At 67.6% G+C, this 16,611-nt stretch carries 18 protein-coding genes and 2 tRNA genes; 7 read left to right on the top strand and 13 right to left on the bottom strand.

Annotated elements, in window-relative coordinates:
• Entirely contained in the window at positions 1-975 is a 975-nt protein-coding gene (locus V9K99_RS03325) for a hypothetical protein (RefSeq protein ID WP_337007702.1), read from the bottom strand.
• 74 nt (positions 976-1,049) lie between these two features.
• The gene (locus tag V9K99_RS03330; protein ID WP_337007703.1) at positions 1,050-2,627 is read right to left on the bottom strand and encodes an LCP family protein; all 1,578 of its coding nucleotides are present in this window, start codon (positions 2,625-2,627) and stop codon (positions 1,050-1,052) included.
• A 263-nt stretch (positions 2,628-2,890) separates the two neighbouring features.
• On the opposite strand from V9K99_RS03330, the gene V9K99_RS03335 reads away from it, so the two are divergent.
• Positions 2,891-2,980: transfer RNA gene (locus V9K99_RS03335), tRNA-Ser, on the top strand.
• 37 nt (positions 2,981-3,017) lie between these two features.
• Here V9K99_RS03335 and V9K99_RS03340 read toward each other — a convergent pair.
• Positions 3,018-3,911 (bottom strand): LLM class flavin-dependent oxidoreductase, encoded by an 894-nt coding sequence (locus tag V9K99_RS03340; protein WP_337007704.1) that lies wholly within the window; start codon positions 3,909-3,911, stop codon positions 3,018-3,020.
• 163 nt (positions 3,912-4,074) lie between these two features.
• Between V9K99_RS03340 and V9K99_RS03345 the strand changes: the two genes are divergently transcribed.
• Positions 4,075-4,317, top strand: coding sequence for a hypothetical protein (locus V9K99_RS03345; RefSeq protein WP_337007705.1), 243 nt, complete (start codon positions 4,075-4,077; stop codon positions 4,315-4,317).
• Here the strand turns inward: V9K99_RS03345 and V9K99_RS03350 are convergent.
• Positions 4,289-4,705, bottom strand: coding sequence for a PPOX class F420-dependent oxidoreductase (locus V9K99_RS03350; protein WP_337007706.1), 417 nt, complete (start codon positions 4,703-4,705; stop codon positions 4,289-4,291). The two genes, V9K99_RS03345 and V9K99_RS03350, sit on opposite strands and share 29 nt — an antisense overlap.
• Before the next feature lie 202 nt (positions 4,706-4,907).
• Here V9K99_RS03350 and V9K99_RS03355 point away from each other — a divergent pair, with 202 nt between their 5' ends.
• Positions 4,908-5,552: a phosphoribosyltransferase gene (locus V9K99_RS03355; protein WP_337007707.1), complete on the top strand. Its 645-nt coding sequence runs from the start codon at positions 4,908-4,910 to the stop codon at positions 5,550-5,552.
• An 86-nt stretch (positions 5,553-5,638) separates the two neighbouring features.
• On the opposite strand, the gene V9K99_RS03360 is transcribed toward V9K99_RS03355, so the two are convergent.
• The 4 genes from V9K99_RS03360 to V9K99_RS03375 form a co-directional block, all read right to left on the bottom strand.
• Complete coding sequence (locus V9K99_RS03360) at positions 5,639-7,525, bottom strand: phosphoenolpyruvate carboxykinase (GTP) (RefSeq protein ID WP_337010678.1); 1,887 nt, start codon at positions 7,523-7,525, stop codon at positions 5,639-5,641.
• Positions 7,526-7,851: 326 nt separating this feature from the next.
• The gene (locus V9K99_RS03365) at positions 7,852-9,018 is read right to left on the bottom strand and encodes a hypothetical protein (protein ID WP_337010680.1); all 1,167 of its coding nucleotides are present in this window, start codon (positions 9,016-9,018) and stop codon (positions 7,852-7,854) included.
• Positions 9,015-9,605 carry a hypothetical protein gene (locus tag V9K99_RS03370; RefSeq protein ID WP_337010682.1) on the bottom strand — a complete coding sequence of 197 codons (591 nt, stop codon included), beginning with the start codon at positions 9,603-9,605 and terminating at the stop codon, positions 9,015-9,017. Before V9K99_RS03370 ends, V9K99_RS03365 begins: the two co-directional genes overlap by 4 nt.
• Positions 9,606-9,690: 85 nt before the next feature.
• A complete protein-coding gene (locus tag V9K99_RS03375) occupies positions 9,691-10,245 on the bottom strand; it encodes a hypothetical protein (protein ID WP_337010684.1) in 555 nt (184 codons plus the stop codon).
• 108 nt (positions 10,246-10,353) lie between these two features.
• Here V9K99_RS03375 and V9K99_RS03380 point away from each other — a divergent pair.
• A tRNA-Arg gene (locus V9K99_RS03380) sits at positions 10,354-10,429 on the top strand.
• A gap of 479 nt (positions 10,430-10,908) precedes the next feature.
• On the opposite strand, the gene V9K99_RS03385 is transcribed toward V9K99_RS03380, so the two are convergent.
• Both V9K99_RS03385 and V9K99_RS03390 read right to left on the bottom strand, forming a co-directional pair.
• Positions 10,909-11,538, bottom strand: coding sequence for a glyoxalase superfamily protein (locus tag V9K99_RS03385; protein ID WP_337010685.1), 630 nt, complete (start codon positions 11,536-11,538; stop codon positions 10,909-10,911).
• Positions 11,539-12,074: 536 nt separating this feature from the next.
• A complete protein-coding gene (locus V9K99_RS03390; protein WP_337010687.1) occupies positions 12,075-12,476 on the bottom strand; it encodes an NUDIX hydrolase in 402 nt (133 codons plus the stop codon).
• A gap of 219 nt (positions 12,477-12,695) precedes the next feature.
• Between V9K99_RS03390 and V9K99_RS03395 the strand changes: the two genes are divergently transcribed.
• Entirely contained in the window at positions 12,696-12,905 is a 210-nt protein-coding gene (locus V9K99_RS03395; protein ID WP_337010689.1) for a hypothetical protein, read from the top strand.
• A gap of 129 nt (positions 12,906-13,034) precedes the next feature.
• On the opposite strand, the gene V9K99_RS03400 is transcribed toward V9K99_RS03395, so the two are convergent.
• Complete coding sequence (locus tag V9K99_RS03400; protein ID WP_337010691.1) at positions 13,035-13,382, bottom strand: hypothetical protein; 348 nt, start codon at positions 13,380-13,382, stop codon at positions 13,035-13,037.
• A gap of 74 nt (positions 13,383-13,456) precedes the next feature.
• Between V9K99_RS03400 and V9K99_RS03405 the strand changes: the two genes are divergently transcribed.
• A complete protein-coding gene (locus tag V9K99_RS03405; protein ID WP_337010693.1) occupies positions 13,457-13,879 on the top strand; it encodes an ankyrin repeat domain-containing protein in 423 nt (140 codons plus the stop codon).
• A 362-nt stretch (positions 13,880-14,241) separates the two neighbouring features.
• Positions 14,242-15,108 carry a GNAT family N-acetyltransferase gene (locus V9K99_RS03410; protein ID WP_337010695.1) on the top strand — a complete coding sequence of 289 codons (867 nt, stop codon included), beginning with the start codon at positions 14,242-14,244 and terminating at the stop codon, positions 15,106-15,108.
• A 76-nt stretch (positions 15,109-15,184) separates the two neighbouring features.
• On the opposite strand, the gene V9K99_RS03415 is transcribed toward V9K99_RS03410, so the two are convergent.
• Positions 15,185-15,775 (bottom strand): DUF1990 family protein, encoded by a 591-nt coding sequence (locus tag V9K99_RS03415; RefSeq protein WP_337336368.1) that lies wholly within the window; start codon positions 15,773-15,775, stop codon positions 15,185-15,187.
• Positions 15,776-16,026: 251 nt separating this feature from the next.
• Positions 16,027-16,401 (bottom strand): YciI family protein, encoded by a 375-nt coding sequence (locus V9K99_RS03420; protein WP_337010699.1) that lies wholly within the window; start codon positions 16,399-16,401, stop codon positions 16,027-16,029.
• Positions 16,402-16,611: the final 210 nt, after the last annotated feature.

The following is a 16,611-nucleotide window of genomic DNA, read 5'->3' on the forward strand; positions in this document are numbered from 1 at the left end:
TCAGAAGGCGTCCACCTCGGAGGTCGGCGCGTTGCCGAGCGGGGTCCGGGCCAGGCTGATCGACCAGTCGAAGGATCCGTCGAAGCGATCGTCGTACCGCTCGTAGGCGCAGTCCTCGGTGAACCGCCGGTTCGCCGCGTCCCAGCTCGTCCCCGACTTGAAGAAGACGTAGTAGCTGCCGCGGATCCCGTTCAGCGTCGCCTTGCTGCTGGCGCGCACGTAGATCGACGCCTGCGGCTTGCGCGGACTGCTGTTGGTGACCACGATCACCACGTCGGAGGAGCTGCCGTTGTCGATCTCCAGCCGCCCCGGCCCACGCGACCCGGATCGCTGGATGACCTTCCCGTTCGTCCCGCGCCCGTTCACGACCGGCGGCGCTGCCGGCTTCGGCGGTACGACGATCGCACCGAACTTGAGCCCCTTGCCGACCGACCTCGACACGTCCTGCGTCAGCTCCGCCACCGCGCCGCGGATACCGGTCTTCGCCTCGTACAGCCGAACCACAGGCGCCTTCGGCAGACCGCAACTCGTCTTCGTGGACCCGGCCGCCTCGAGACCGGAGGTCACGCTCTCCGGGTAGCTGTCGAACGCGTCGAGGACACTGCCGTGTGCCGCGTTCAGCGCCACCGGCGGGTTCACCTTCGCGAGCGCCTGCCGCTGGAGTACGACGGCCGCCGCGAGCTGGGCCCGGGTCGCGTCGAAGGCCGGCAGGGTCTGGGCGTTCATCACCCGGACGACGTACGTCCGCAGGACCTTCTCGACGTTGGTCAGCGCCCGCTGGTACATCGGCACGGACAGCCGCACCGGAGTGGGTGTCGGCTTGGAAGTCGTAGTGCCGGGAGAAGTACTACTGCCGGCCGGAGGAGCTGCGACCGAAGGTGCCGCGGCATCGCCGGCCTCCGGCTCACCGCTGCAACCCGCAACCATCAAGAGCGCGATCCCGATCGCCGCTGCCGTCCATCGCCGCACAGTCACCCCCAGTGACTCGTTCCAGTGCGGTCCATACTTCCCGGCGAACAAGTCTTCTAGACCTGTTTGGCCGGTTGATGTCAGTTGCCGGACGCTCCCGGGTTGTAGGCGCAGGCGTCGTTCAGGTTCTCGGTGGCGCCCGGCGTCACGGTCGGCTTGGTCGACGGCTTCCTGGTCGTCGTACCGCTGGACGGTTTCTTCGTCGTGGTGGTCGACGGGGTGGACGCGACCGGCTTCGTCTTCGGGCTGAGCGCCTTCTGGATCAGCGCCTGCATCGCGTCGTAGTCCGGGTTCTTGCCGGTCGGGAAGTTCTTGCTCTTGTCCAGGTCGACGTTGGTGACGTTCGCGTTCTTCACCTTGAGGCCGAGCTCGATGAAGGCCCCCAGGATCTCCTGCGGGATGTCGGTGCGGAGCAGTTGCTTGCCGGCCGAGGCGATCTGCTGGTACTTCGTCACCAGGGTGGCCGGGTTCACGCTGTTCACCAGCGCGTGGATGGTGCAGCGCTGCCGCTCCTGCCGGGACGGGTCGCTCAGGCCGTAGCGGCCGCGGGCGAACCAGAGTGCGTGGTACCCGTCGAGCTTCTGGTCCGGCCCCGGCTCGATGTAGCCGGACGGCTTCCGCTCGCTGTTCGATCCCGGGCCGGCGCCGTAGTCGCCGCCGATCGGCACCCGGTAGTTGACGTTGACGGTGATCCCGCCGACCGCGTCGATGATCTGCCGGAAGCCGGCCAGGTTGACCTGCATGTAGTAGTCGATGTCCAGCCCGAGCGTCTCACCGACGGCGAGCTTCAGGGCGTCGGCGCCCTCGTTGTCGGTCTGGCCGAGGATCCCCGGGTGCTGCTTCGGGATGTTCTCGTACATCGCGTCCAGGTAGTACTCCGGCTGCTCGACGTTGCCGAGCTTCGGGTCCCAGAAGCCGTCCGGGTACACCTTGTGCAGCGGCGAGTCCGCCGGGAACCGCATCCGCATCCAGTTCCGGCTGAGCGAGATCAGCGAGGTGTCACCGGTCTTGGTGTCGATACTGGCCACGATCACCGTGTCGGTCCGGGTACCTTCCCGGCCGACGCCGTCGTCGGCGCCGAGCAGCAGCAGGTTCAGCCGCGGGGTGTTCGCCCACGGGTCCTTCTTGTCCACCTTCGGCCGGGTCGCGCTCTTCGAGTCGCCCTCGGACTGGAACACACTGCCGACCAGGTCGCGCTGGGCCATCACCGTCTGTGCGGCCACGGTCGTCGGTACGGCGATGCCGAAGCAGAGCAACCCGACGAACAGCGACCCCGCCAGCCGGCCGGTGTACGTCATGCTCACCGGGCGCAACAGCTTGTGCGAGGCAACCACGATCCAGATCCAGCAGATGCCGAGCACCACCACGGCCGCGGTTGCGATCAGCAACTGACGCGGCGACACCGCGAAGGCGAGGATCGAGTCACGCCGGGTCAGGCCGACGTACGCGCCGACCAGCAGCAGGCCGATGCTGAGCGTGAGCACGAACGCACCGAGCTTCTTGCGGCCGCCCATCAGCAGGCCGGAGCCGGGAACCAGCGCACTGAGCAGCGTCAGGCCGATCGCCTTCGACGCCGTACGGGCGCGCGGCGTGCGGTGCCGGGACCGGCTGGCTCGAGGCGCGGACCTCCGTCCGGCAGCGCGAGTACTCCGCGACATAGCTCCGTTCCCTGATCGACGACGTGGGCGACCCTCCGTCGGCCGCGTGCAGCGGCCCACGGTACTTCAGACGCCCACGGAACCAACTCGGTTGACGTGATGCTGGCGACCCCCGTCGACGCACGCCAGATTACAGGGGCACGGGGCTAGTCTCCCAAGGTGGCGCCCCGGGCACGCAGGGTGGTGTCGCCCCGCTTTGCTGCGAACAGGGTCGAGCGGATAGTCTTGGCCGTCGTCGCGTCCCCGGCATGGGGACCGTCGGAGGAGGCGTCGCCTAGTCCGGTCGATGGCGCCCGCCTGCTAAGCGGGTTGAGGGTAATCCCCTCTCGCGGGTTCAAATCCCGCCGCCTCCGCAGTACAAAAGAGGGCCGCCAGGTGGCGGCCCTCTTCTCAATTGCTCATCAGTTGCCTGGCTTCGGCCAGGCGCTCGACCGAGCGCGGGGTCATCGGCTCGGGTGAAACGATCAGTTGATCGATGCCGAGCTTCTGGTACGCCGTCATCGCTTCGGCCAACTCCGGGATGGTCCCGTCGATCGCGCCCGGGTGGGGATCGGGTACGGCGGCCTGGTCGGGATCGCGGACGACGACGCCGACGGTCGCGGCCACCGCGCCATCCGGCTTCCCCGCCGCCTTCACCGCGTCGCGCAGCGTGCCCAGCCGATCCTCGACCTTCTCACTCGCGGCGCCGTACCAGGCGGTGTTCCACACGTCGGCCCACTCGGCGGTCAGCCGCATCATCCGCGGCCGGTGGCCGGCGACGAGGATCGGGATCCGGTGCGGCGGCGCCGGGTCGAGCACGGCCTCGCGCACCCCGTGGTAGGTCCCGTCGTAGGTGACGGTCTCACCGCGGATCAGCCGGGCCACGATCTCCAGCCACTCCTCGAAGCGCCCGACCCGATGGTCGGTCGGCAGCCCGAACGCCTCGTACTCCGGATCGTGCCAGCCCGCGCCCACCCCGAGCACCAGCCGCCCACCGGACACCTCGTCGAGCGTGGCCGCCATCTTCGCCGTCAGCCCCGGGTCCCGGAACGACGCGCACAGCACCAGGTTCCCGAGCTCGACCCGGGTGGTGATCGCCGCGACCGCACTCAGCAGCGTCCACGCCTCGTGCATCCCGAGCACCTTGCCGTCCGGCGCCTTGTAGAAGAAATGGTCGGCCAGCCAGACCGCGTCCAGCCCGTTCTGATCAGCGGCCTCGGCGACCGCCCGGATGTCCTTCCACCCCGGCATCGAACCGCCGGGCCCGTCCTCACCACCGAACGGAAGCATCACACCGATTTTCATCCACTCAACCTACCCGCCGGTCCGCCGCGCTGCTTGATCAAACAGGGTCAGTGCTGTGACGTCCCGGTGGCGTGTTCGAGACATTCGCGGGGTACGCAGGAACAGCCCGGAGTGCGAGGTCACGGTGAGGCGCGGGCGAACCGGATCTCGAGAGGTGATGACGATGACGGCTCCTGCACAGGCACCGGTGTTCGATCCACGGATGATCCTCGGACTCGGCCTGCCCGCGCACGTGGAGGTCGAACTCGGTGACGGCTGGGCGCCGGCCTGGCTGATCGGCCGGCTGCACTGCGCGGACGGATGGGTCGCGCTGGTTCAGTATGTGGACGCCAGCGGCTGTGAGCACACCTTCCGCCTCGCCGCCGACCGGGTCGCGGTCAGCTCGTCCACGGTCCGACGCCGCTGATCCGGTCGACGGTGATGTGGGTGACGTAGCCGGGCGGCAGGTTGTCGCCGGGTAGGAAGTCGGCGTCCGGCCCGATGTAGGTCTTGGCCAGCTTCCGCAGTACGTCGACCGCACCTCCCTCGGTGATCCGGGCGGTGCCGGTGATCACCAGGTATTCGGTCAGGCCCATCTCGTTCATCCGGTCGGTCTCGATCGACAGGACCACCCGGCCGTCGCGCCGGATGTTCTTCACCTTCTGGTTGTTCGGCACGTGCGCCGCGATGATCTCGTCGCCGTCCAGCCCGACCCAGATCACCGACACCTGCGGGCTGCCGTCCGGATTGATCGTGACCAGATGCCCGAGGGCGTCCGAGTCGAGGACCGTCCGCGCATGCTCGGGAATTCGCATGCCATCAAACGTACGCCTGACGGCCCTGGGCACGTCTCTCAATTCCCTGCGTGCTGCGCGGCACTCGGCGGGCACATCGCCGCGTTGGAGGACGAGGCACGGAGAACCCCACTCCGAGCCCCGCCCTCCGCCTTGCGCTGCACTCCGCCGAGCACCTGCTCGCTACTGCAGGGAATTGAGAGACGTACCCCGGCGAGGGATCATGCTGACTATGAGGCCGTACCCGGATCGGGCGGCTGCGGGCCGGGTTCTGGCCGAAGAGCTCGGGGAGGTCGCCGGATCGGTTCTGGTGCTGGGGCTGGCACGTGGTGGAGTGCCCGTCGCGGCTCCGGTCGCGGACGCCCTCGGGGCGAAGCTGGACGTCCTGATCGTCCGCAAGCTCGGCCTGCCGCAACAGCCCGAGCTCGCGATGGGCGCGATCGCGGGAGTCGGCGGCTATACGCACACGGTCCGCAACGAGCCGGTTCTCGCCGAAGCGGGTGAGCATGCGCTGGCCGACGTACTCGAGGAAGAGACCCGCGAGCTGCGGCGGCGCGAGCAGGCGTACCGGGGCGACCGGCCGGCGATCGACGTACGCGGGAAAGTGGTGATCCTCGTCGACGACGGCCTGGCCACCGGTTCGACGATGCGAGCGGCAGTGGCGGCGGTACGGCGCCAGGACCCAGCGCGCGTGATCGTCGCCGTACCGGTGGGTGGATCGGAAGGCTGCCGACGGCTGGCCTTGGTCGCCGACGAGGTCGTGTGCGTCTGGAAGCCGCTGTATTACACAGCCGTCGGCCAGGCCTACCGCGACTTCTCGCCGGTAGAGGACGAGGAGGTACGGCGCATCCTCGCCGAGCGATCGTGATCACACAGCGCGGCGCCCCGGCTTGTGGGCCGGGGCGCCGCGCTTCCTCCGGTGTGCTGGCTTCCGACTCAGCAACCGGTGTCTGTTCAGCCGAGCCGTGCCTTCAGGTGGTCGAGCTCGACCTTCAGCGTGGCCGGCACCTTGTCGCCGAGCTTGGCGAACCACTCCTCGATCAGCGGGATCTCGGCCTTCCACTCGTCCGCGTCGACCTTGAGCGCGATCTCGAGCTCGTCGGCGGTCAGGTCCAGCCCGGACACGTCGAGCGCGTCCGCCGTTGGCACCCGGCCGATCGGGGTCTCGACCGCGTCGGCCTGGCCCTCGATCCGCTCGATCACCCACTTCAGCACCCGGCTGTTCTCGCTGAAGCCCGGCCAGACGAACTTGCCGGCGTCGTCCTTGCGGAACCAGTTCACGTAGAAGATCCGCGGCAGCTTCGACGCGTCGTGCTCCTTGCCGACACTCAGCCAGTGGTCGAAGTAGTCACCGGCGTTGTACCCGAGGAACGGCAGCATCGCCATCGGGTCCCGCCGTACGACGCCGACCTCGCCGACCGCGGCCGCGGTGGTCTCCGACGACAGCGTCGCGCCCATGAACACACCGTGGCCCCAGTCCCGCGACTCGGTCACCAGCGGCACCGTGGTGGCGCGCCGGCCGCCGAAGATGATCGCCGAGATCGGGACGCCGTTCGGGTCCTCGTACTCGTCGGCGATGATCGGGCACTGCTTGATCGGGGTGCAGAACCGGCTGTTCGGGTGGCTGGACAGCTCACCGGACTCCGGCGTCCACTCCCGGCCCTTCCAGTCGGTCAAGTGGTTCGGCGGGGTCGGCGAGTAGCCCTCCCACCAGACGTCCCCGTCATCGGTCAGCGCCACGTTGGTGAAGACCGAGTTGCCCTTCTCGATCGTGCGCATCGCGTTCGGGTTGGTCTTCCAGCCGGTCCCCGGGGCGACCCCGAACAGGCCGAACTCCGGGTTGACGGCGTACAGCCGCCCGTCCGGACCGAACCGCATCCAGGCGATGTCGTCGCCGAGCGTCTCGACCTCCCAGCCCTCCAGGGTCGGGTCGAGCATCGCCAGGTTGGTCTTGCCGCACGCGCTCGGGAACGCGGCCGCGATGTAGTGGACCTTCTTCTCCGGCGAGATCAGCTTGAGGATCAGCATGTGCTCGGCGAGCCAGCCCTCGTCCCGGGCCATCGCACTCGCGATCCGCAGTGAGTAGCACTTCTTGCCGAGCAGCGAGTTGCCGCCGTACCCGGAGCCGTACGACCAGATCGTCCGCTCCTCCGGGAACTGGACGATGTACTTCTCGTCGTTGCACGGCCACGGCACGTCCTTCTGACCGGGCTCCGGCGGCGCCCCGACCGAGTGCAGGCAGGGGACGTAGGGCGCGTCGGTGCCCATCTTCTCGAGCACCTCGGCGCCGGTGCGGGCCATGATCCGCATCGACGCGACCACGTAGGCCGAGTCGGTGATCTCGACCCCGAACATCGGCTTCTCCGCGGTCAACGGGCCCATGCAGAACGGGACGACGTACATCGTCCGGCCGCGCATCGAGCCGCGGTACAGCTCGGTCATCAGGGCCTTCATCTGGCCCGGGTCCATCCAGTTGTTGGTCGGACCGGCGTCGGCCTCGTCGACCGAGCAGATGAACGTGCGCTGCTCGACCCGGGCCACGTCCGACGGGTCGGTGCGGACCCAGAACGAGTTGGGCTTCTTCTCCTGGTTCAGCCGGACCATGGTGCCGGCCGCGACCAGCTCCTCGGTCAGCTTCGCGTACTCCTCGTCCGAGCCGTCCATCCAGTGGATCCGGTCGGGCTGGGTCAGCGCGGCCACCTCGGCGACCCAGGCCAGCAGGCCGGCGTGCGTCGTCGGAGCGTCGCTCAGGTCGTACGTCGATACCTCGACATTGAGGGGGTCCGTTGAGTCGGCAGTTTCGTCGGCTTCGGTATGGGTCGGGCTGGCGGTGGTCGTCATCGGCGGCTCATTCCCTCTCGGCTGTCGGGCCCGGCGACCGCCCCGGCCCCTCGACGCTGAGGGGAGGTACGGCTCCGGCCGCCGGGGTCTCCGGCGGTTCGATCCAGCTGGCTGGCGGTGTGATCTGTCGCATACCAGTGCGTCCAGTGGACGTATACCAGTGTGCAAGTGGTACTAACGGTACGCGACTCGAACGCGTGGTGAGAACCGCGAGCACGTGAGCCCGATCACAAAGTTTTGGCGACAATCGCTTTCCGGTGAACCTTGTGAAAATGAGAACGGCCCGCGCTGGTCGCGCGGGCCGTTGGTGAAGGATTTTCGGTGGATCAGCTGGTTTGCCACCAGATGTCGTTCACGATGCGCTGGACGTCTTCCTCTTCGCCGGCGACCCCGGTGCCCGCGACTCCGACCAGCCACCACTGGCCGCCGCTGATGAACGCGTGCGACATCGCCAGGGTGTACTTCTGCGACTTCTCTTCGGCGACCCAGGTCCGCGCGCTCTTGGCGGCCGTCGGTACGGGTGCCTTGAACACCTTCGCCCAGTCCGCGTCGAACGCAGCACGGTCGGCCAGGCAGCCGGCCAGGTCCCGGCACGGGTGAAGCGCGATGCGCGCCTCCAGCGTTCCTCTGGGCTGGCGCGGATCGGCCGCGGTCAGCACCTGGCGGTAGATCGTCGTACTGGACTCGCCGAGCGAACTGACCGCCGGCGGCCGCGGCCAGCCGAACGGGAACGGGAGTCCGGCGTACTCAACCGGCTGGACATCGGCACCGGCCGGATAGCTCGCGCCGAACACGCCCGGGGCGCCGGTCGGCCGCTTGTACTTCGCGGTCGTGATCCGCGCGACACCGGGCAGAATGGCCGGCGACGGGAACGGGCTCGGGCTGACCGCGGCGGGCACTGCTTCGACCGGCTCATCCTTGATCGTGCTGCCGATCGCGGAGCCGATGGAGTACGTGACGGAGAAGACGAACAGCACACCGAGGACAGCCGCGACGTAGATCCAGCTGCCGATCTTGTGCCGGTACTCCCTGGCGACCTCCAGCTTGGACCGTGGACCTGCTTGCGGTTGTGCTTGGTCGGCCTGGGGTTGGCCGACGTCCCCGGCTGGCGGCGGCACAGCGCCGTACTGGCTGAGCTCGGACCGGACTGTCTGGAGGGCGGCCTCGTCGTTCCCGAGGATGCCGTCGAGCGGGTCGATCAGGCGCTCTGCGCCGGACTGGCCGGGCACTAGTTGAGTGATCGCGTACGGGCGGTCAGAGCTGAAGTTCGCCGCCCACAGCGGCGTCTCCTGCTGCCCGGGCTGGAGTGCGGCCCCACGACCAGCCTGGACGAGGCGGTCACGCACCACCGCGTCGCGCGATCCGGCATCGCTCAGCACCAGCGCGACGACCTCCATACCGGTGAAGCTGCGGCCACGCCAGAGCTCCGCGAGCGGATGCCGCAGCAACTGCTGGTCGAACTGGTACCCGGGGATCTGCGGCGTGCTGTTCACTTCGTCTCCCAGATCGCGCGGTCCGCCAGCACCAGCGCCGCCTGCTCAGCCGCCTTCCGCTCGATCGGACTGGCCGTGTACGCCACGTGTACGACGATGTCCCCGCGCCGTACCAGCGCGTTGATCGCCCACGACTGACCGCCGACACCACTGGAGGTCCGGCCGAGCTTGGTCGGGTAGGGGCGATCGGCAACGGTCTCCAGCGGGCTCCGATCCCACGTCCACTTCGCGTTCTGCGCCGGGGTGAGCGGCGCCTTGCCGGCACCGGCGTCCCTTCCGCCGTACGGCGTGATGGTCAGCTTCACCGCGGCCTGGGAGAAGGTTCGCTGCGCATAGCGATCGGCCGACACCGAGCAGGTGACCGGCCCCGTCCCGTTCTGGGACAGCGTGACCTCCGACGATTTCGATGCTGGGGGCAACAGACTGGACACGTCGCCGAGCCGGGCACACACCCCGTCCGACAGCCTCCGGGCCGGCAGGATGTCCTCCGGCTGCACCGGATCGCCGAGTGCGAACCCGATCCCGCCGCCGGCGACCGCGGCCACTCCGCACGCGATCGCCGTACCCCGTACCAACCGACTCGCCATGCCCGCGACCTTAGTCACGCGGAGGTCCTCCCTTACGCGTCAACGACGCGGGCTTAGACGGACCTCCGGACCCAACGGTTCCGCGCTAGTCCAGGAGAGTTTTCACCGAGCCACCGGACTCGGACAGCTTCGTGCCGAGGCCCTTCAACGCGTCGCCGACGGTGGCCAGGATCCCGGACAGATCCTGCAGGTTCCCGGCCAGGCTCTCGATCTCGGTCGCGACCCCGCCGATCTGCCCACTACCGTCGTTCAGCTTCTTCGCCGCCGCGTCACCGATCCCCGGAATCTTGTCCAGCTCACCCGCCAGCCCGGCCAGCATCCCGGCCGCGTCCGTCAGCTTGTCCTTGGCCGCGTGCATGGTGTTCGCACTCCCGGCGAGCGCCTTCCGCGCACCGCCCTCACCGTCATCCCCGACCAGCGCCCCCGCCGCCTTCCCCGCCTGCTCCCCGGCCTCGGCCAGCCCCGACCCGATCGTCTTCAGCAACTCCGGCAGCTTCCCGATGAACCCCACCGCGTCATCCGGCAGCCCCCGAACCAGGCTCAGCACCTTCTCGAAGTCGTCCGAGTTCTCCATCACGAACCCGACCGCCTTCTTCACATCCCCCAGATCCCGCCCACCCAGCAAATCCTCGATTCCCATGCCCCGGATCGTAGGACTGGCGCCCCCGCCAACCCCTCCACCACACCGCCCCAGGAGCCGATTGGCCTCCACCCACCTCCCCCATGTATCGTTACTCGACGTTGTCCAGCGCTCGTAGCTCAACGGATAGAGCATCTGACTACGGATCAGAAGGTTGGGGGTTCGAATCCCTCCGAGCGCGCCACCCAAACCCAGGTCTCAGGCCTGGGTTTTTGGTTTCTGAGAGCCCTCGCAGCCGGCTACGCGCGCTCCTGCGTCGCGAGCTCGCCCGGCAGCCCCACCCGCCCCTTTCGCGCGGCTCATCGCCGCTGATCACATGCTGACGCCGGCAACCCACCACCGTCGGCCACTCGCCAGCCACTCCACCCCCTCCAGGCTCCTGGAGGACGAAGCTCGCCCGCGAAATGGCGAGCGCTGGCCTCACCGTGGACTGGGGCAGGCTCGCAGGGCAGTTGATCGATGACGCAGCGGCACACACCCAGGAGACCAGTCGGCTATCGCACATCCCCTGGCGACGCACACACATCGGGTCGGCGCACCTCTGCCGGATCGACCTCTTATGGATCAAGGCGCGGCCCGGCGTACGGCCACCACGACACGCATCAAGAGCGCCGATGGCGTCCCTACGGGATCGGCAGGCCGACTCTTGACCCCCGTCGGGCCTCAGCCGACGAACGTGATCGCGTTGCCGTCCGGGTCGCGCACGATGAAGTCGGTGCCGCCCCACGCTTGTTTGGTCAGCTTCTGCACGATCTCGGCGTCAGCGGCCAGATATTCCGTGTAAAGTTCGCGGACGTTCGGCGTATCGATGAACGCCATGATGAGCCCTTCTCGTTCCGCGGCACCGGCCGCGAACACCGGCTCGTGTACGAACTTCAGGTGCAAGGTCGCGCCGTCGCGCGACACCGATCCGTAGAACGGCGGGTTGCCGTGCAAGAAGTCGATCCGGAAGCCGAGCTGGTCCCGATAGAACGTGGCCGCGGCATCGACGTCGGCGACGTACAGCACCGGTCTGGAGCTCGCGACTGCCGTGTCCTGGGTCTCCGGCTGCACGCCGGTGGGCGGGGCCGCTTCCGTGCTCGCCTTGAGTTCGGCCCAGCTGGCGCAGCCCGCTTCGAGGGCGATGATCTCTTGGGCTTCGGTGAGGGGAAACTTCAGCGCGAGTGCTTCGCGGTCGGACAACGTGCGATAGCGCGCGAGCTGTCGGATGCGACCGCCGATCGAGAAGTTACCGTCGCGGTGCCAGCGAACGAGCAGTTTCGCCTGCTTCTTGTAGGTTTCGAGCTTGGGCATGGCGCTCCCTCTTCGGTCTTGAAGTAGGTGGGCCTTGCCCTTTCGGCTTGCTGTGCCGCTGCGCCCTACGACCGGGTTTGAACCCGCGCCTGCGACGTTGAGATTACCACAGCGAATTGGACGCCCGGCGGCGCAACTGACACGCTCGGCCGTGACCCCAGTCTGACCCCAACGGTTCCTAACGAGCAGCATTTCTAGGCAACTGGTGTATCGGCCACCGACTCTCGACAAAGCTCCCGAAGGCCATGTGCAGGCTCCTACGGATCAGAAGGTTTGAGGGTTCGAATCCCTCCGAGCGCGCTTCGTGAAAGCCCAGGCAGACACTCTCTGACCTCGGCTTTTGGCTTCCTGGAAACCTCCGCAGCCAGCTACGCCCGCTCCTGCGTCGCGAGCTCGCCCGGCAGCCCCACCCTTTTCGCGCGGCTTACCGCCGCTGACCACCACCCGCCGGCCGTTCCCCCTCCATCGCACGTGCTGTCGCCCACTCTCACCCACCCCGTGGTGTCGTCTCCCGATGAGCGGACGGCTCATAGCGGCTAATCGGTTGCGACCTGGACGGCGCTCAGGATGCTCGACAGGCTGGCCGGGCCCATCTTCAAGTCTGCGAGATCGCTGGGCCGGAACCAGCGAAGATCGTCGTGCTCCTCGGGTGCGGCGTTGACAGGCTCCCCTTCCCAGCGCGTGACGAGGAATGCGTGCACCTCAAGGGTGGGGTCGCTGACCGTCATCGGGATGGGTCGGGGGTCGTGGACGTGGACACCGAGTTCTTCGAGGCATTCCCGACTGACGGCCTGGTGAGGCAACTCGCCTGACTCGACATGTCCGCCGACGAGGTCCCAGCAGTCGGGATACCACCGACGCGATGGATGGCGATGCACCAGGAGCACGAGACCGTCGCGCACAAGTGCAGCCACTGAGATCGGAATCGGGGCGACCATGACGACACACACTAGGCGCAAACGCACTCTCATGTCGCAGAGAGTGGAGCGCGCTGACACTGATCTGCGAGCAGAACTCGGTGACGAGCTGTACGTTGCGAGAGTAAACCAGGTCTGGCGGTTGTTGCACGGGGGGCGAGGTCGTCGCAGAGCTTCACGTGACGTCCACTGACTCCCCGTGGCTCAACGCACAGGGTCGTGCGCTGTCAGGGTTTCGAGTTGGTCGAGCCGCTCTTCGAAGACGAGCTCAGGCAGCTCAACTCGTCGCTGGACGAGGAGACTGACGCGTGGACTCAGGCCTATGAGCGAATCCGCAGCGAGACATCCTTGACGGATCCGGCCGGCAACCTGGTCCCGGAGTACCTGCTTCACATCGCCGGGGACGAGGCCTGGTGGCGTTGGGCAGACGAGCCGTTCCCAGCTAGCTAGCTTCGGTGATCCGCCAGCAGATCCGCGACACCTGTCCGCCAACTGATCCGCAACAGTCTAGAAGCCTGGCGACCACCTGACGGACCCGAGGAACGCACGGATCTGCCGACGACCGGACGTCGGCGGAGGCTAGCCAGTCAGCTCCTCGACAGCGATGTCGTTGTTAGCAAGCGTGGCGACAAGCCATTGCCGCTGCCGCGGGCTCGCTGTGGCAAGCAGATAGTGGATGGCGTCAGTTGCCCGATGTTTCCGACCTCCAGCTACGGACGGCTGTAAGGACTTCGGCAAGTTGTGACAGGCGTCCGCCAGCAATCGCATCCACTCCATGACGTCGACATCCACCTGGCCAACATCGACCACTGACTGCACTTGACCCGTGTAGGCACTGCCGCGAATGGCCAGAAACGCTTCGTAACAGAGCACCGTTACGGCTTCGACGGCAAGACGCTCGCGCCGTCGTGAAGCAGAGAGCAGCATGGCTGACATTGTGCATGCCCAGCCACACGGTCAACGTCCGCACATGTCGCAGACAGGAAGGCACGGTCATGCCGATGAGCGATCGAGTGATGGGTCAGACTGTCGGCATGGATCGCGAAGGGCGTCAAGAACTCCACTACCGGGCACTTGAAGGCGACATCCCAGGCACCCGAGATCGCCTGGTCGCAGGGGACGAGATCGGCCTGGCCGACAGGCAGAGCTTCACGGCTCTGCACTTCGCTGCGCAGCAGTCGCAGACCGAGGCGGTCAGGGTGCTTCTGGAAGCCGGAGCGCCAGTGGACCCGCGAGACCGGTTCGGGAACACACCGCTGTGGCGTGCGGTGTTCAACTCGCGTGGGCAGGAAGCGACAGTAGAAGCGCTCCTCCAGGCTGGCGCTGATCCGGACATCTCCAACCAAGCCGGAGCAACTCCGCGTGACCTGGCCACGAGAATGGGCGCCGACGAGATCGCTGCACTGTTCCCCGAAACGCACTGACATGCGGCGGCGGCGATCCACGCTTTCGACTGTCGCAGATCACAGGCGGACAAGTGTCGCGCGTCACTCGACGGAGGACAGCTTCTAGCTGCCGACTTGACGTCTTAAGAATCAGGCGCGGGCCGGGCTTACGACCTCTGGCCGACGCACTCGACCCGCGCGTACCAGCTCCGTCGTACCGATCTCCAAGAGCCATCCCCGTCAGCGTTCCATCGCTCACCGCGCCTACTGAGGCCGCGGTTTGGCCGCGTCCGCCTGGTCGCGGCAGGTGTGGGCTCGTCATCTGGACATCTCCACCAGCGGCTCAGAGCAGATGTGTTAATCGGTTGCACGCCACCGAGAGGAGGTGTCAGATCCCGGCTATGACGATTTCGCTGAGTACGCCGTCGGCCGACGGGGTGCACGAGGCTGTTGCGGCGTTGCGGGAGTGGCAGTACGACGACGCGCCGATGCAGCTGCATCCCGGGGACATCGGCTGGAACTACCGGTTCGGTACGGCCGAGACGGCCGCGGCGATCCGGACCTGGAGCCGGGACGGACGGATCCTCGCTGTCGGGATGCTGGATTCGCCGACGCTGGTGCGGATGACGGTCGCTCCCGACGCTTTCCAGGACGAGGACTTGGCGCGGCGGCTCGTCGAGGACTTCTCGCTGCCTGAGCGCGGGGTTCTGCCGGAAGGAGCGGTGTCCATCGAGGCGCCGCAGGGCCTGCTGCTCCACGACCTGTTGACCAAGGAGGGCTGGGGTGTCGACGAGCCGTGGACGCCGCTCTTCCGCGACCTCGCCGAACCGGTGGACGTCCCCGACGTGCGGATCAAGGCGATCGTCCTGGAGCAGGCACAGGACTTCGCCGACGTCCTGCGGTCCGCGTTCAACACCACGAAGCCCACGCGCGAGTACCTGCACGAGATGTCCGCGGCACCGTTCTACGCCGACGCCCGATGCCTGGGTGCATACGACGACCAGGGCAACCCTGCGGCGGTGGTGACGGTCTGGTCGGCCGGCCCGGGAAAGCCGGGACTGATCGAGCCGATGGGCGTCCATGTGGACCATCGCGGCCGCGGCTATGGCCGGGCGATCACCGTCGCCGGCGCGGCCGCACTGCGAGAGATGGGCTCGTCGAGCGTGCGCGTGTGCACGCCGAGCTCCAACGTCGGCGGCGTCGCGACGTACAAGGCGGCCGGGCTCACGGCGAGGCCGGAGATCGCCGACCGAATCCGGAAAGTCTGACGAATCCCTCCGAGCGCCCAAAGCCCAGGTCACTGACCTGGGCTTTGGGCTTTGGGAACCCTCGCAGTCGGCCCGCTTAACCACCATCCCCTGGATCGTGAACGGGCCCGCGGAGGGAACGGAAATAGCGCCTCCTGTACAGGCGCTGGGCGAGGAGCGCCACCGGATAGGCGGCTCCCCAGAGTCCGCTCGCGGGTCGGGTCAGGGAGCGGATCGTCAGCCATACGGAGCCGTCCGTTCGCCGATCGACGATGAAGGCCTCCTCCCCTCTCACCGGATGACCCGCGAGCGTGCCGTAGGCGAATCCCTTTCGATCCGGCTTGTCGACCACCGCGACCACTTGAACCGGCTCGTGGATCCGTAGTGGACCCAGGTTTGCGATCAACCAGTACTTGTTTCCCGCGATCACCGGATGACCGAGGCCCGTAACACTGGTCGACGGGCCGGCGCTCTCGACGGAGAAGCCGCTGCGGGTCTTGACTCCCCAGCGGAGGATCTCGGTAGACGCGAAGGCCCACAGCGACGACCCGTGCCCGAGAAGGAAGGTGCGCTCGTAGCCGCGGAACCCGGCCGAACCCGCCCGCAGCTCGCCGCCGGTCAAGGTGACGCCTGCCCCGCCGTAGGTCAACTTCCGCTCCGACAACACCGGTCCGGACCTCAACACCATGTGGACATGATGCGACGAGTCACGCACATCGCCCGGAACCAACGTCCGGAGATGCGTTCCTGACAGTCGACGGAGGACGTCGGCTCGGCGCCCCTGTGATCCCACCACGCTCGGGGACCGGACCTCGCCCCAGCCCGATCCCCGTGGTCACCGCCTCTGCGCCCCGGTTCACAGACCCGCGTCGTCAACCGCGGGCGCGCAAGTCCTGCTTGAACGTCGCCAGTCTCCCCCGATCAGACGTCGTCGCGATGTCACGCCCGCCTGTCAGCCGGGCGGAGCATCGCGTCTTTTTCGGGATCGGGCATGAGCTCCCGCACCTCTTGCGCGCAGCGACAAGCGGCGGCGATCTTGGCAGCCCACGCCAGCGCCTCCTCGCGTGTGGCCACATCGATGACCGAGAACCCGCCAACGACCTCCTTGGTCTCCGGGTAAGGCCCGTCGGTGACCACCCCGTCCGTGGATACGACGCTCGCCCGCTGCCTCTCGAGCCCGCCGCCGTACACCCACACGCCGGCGTTCACGGCCTCCTGGACCACCTCGTGCGAGGCCTTGCCCACGTCGGGCATGTCCTCGGCGGGGATGTGGTCCATCGCGCCTTCATTGAACGAGATCAAGTACTCCGGCATCCCACGACTCCCTTGTCCCGGCGGCCCCTCAGACCGCCTCTCGCCTGTTCTACGAACGACTCGTCCCGAATCCGACGCTATGCCCGAAGAAATTCTCACGGGATCTCCGCCGCTCGGCACTCGTCATGTCCGTCTGCTCGCCGGGGACCATCGCCGCCGCAGCATGATCACTGCTCAAGGTCGGGGGTCGTCGTGTGCTGGGTGCTCAGG

This window comes from Kribbella sp. CCNWLW201, assembly GCF_037203805.1.
In the GTDB taxonomy this organism is placed as follows: Bacteria; Actinomycetota; Actinomycetes; order Propionibacteriales; family Kribbellaceae; genus Kribbella.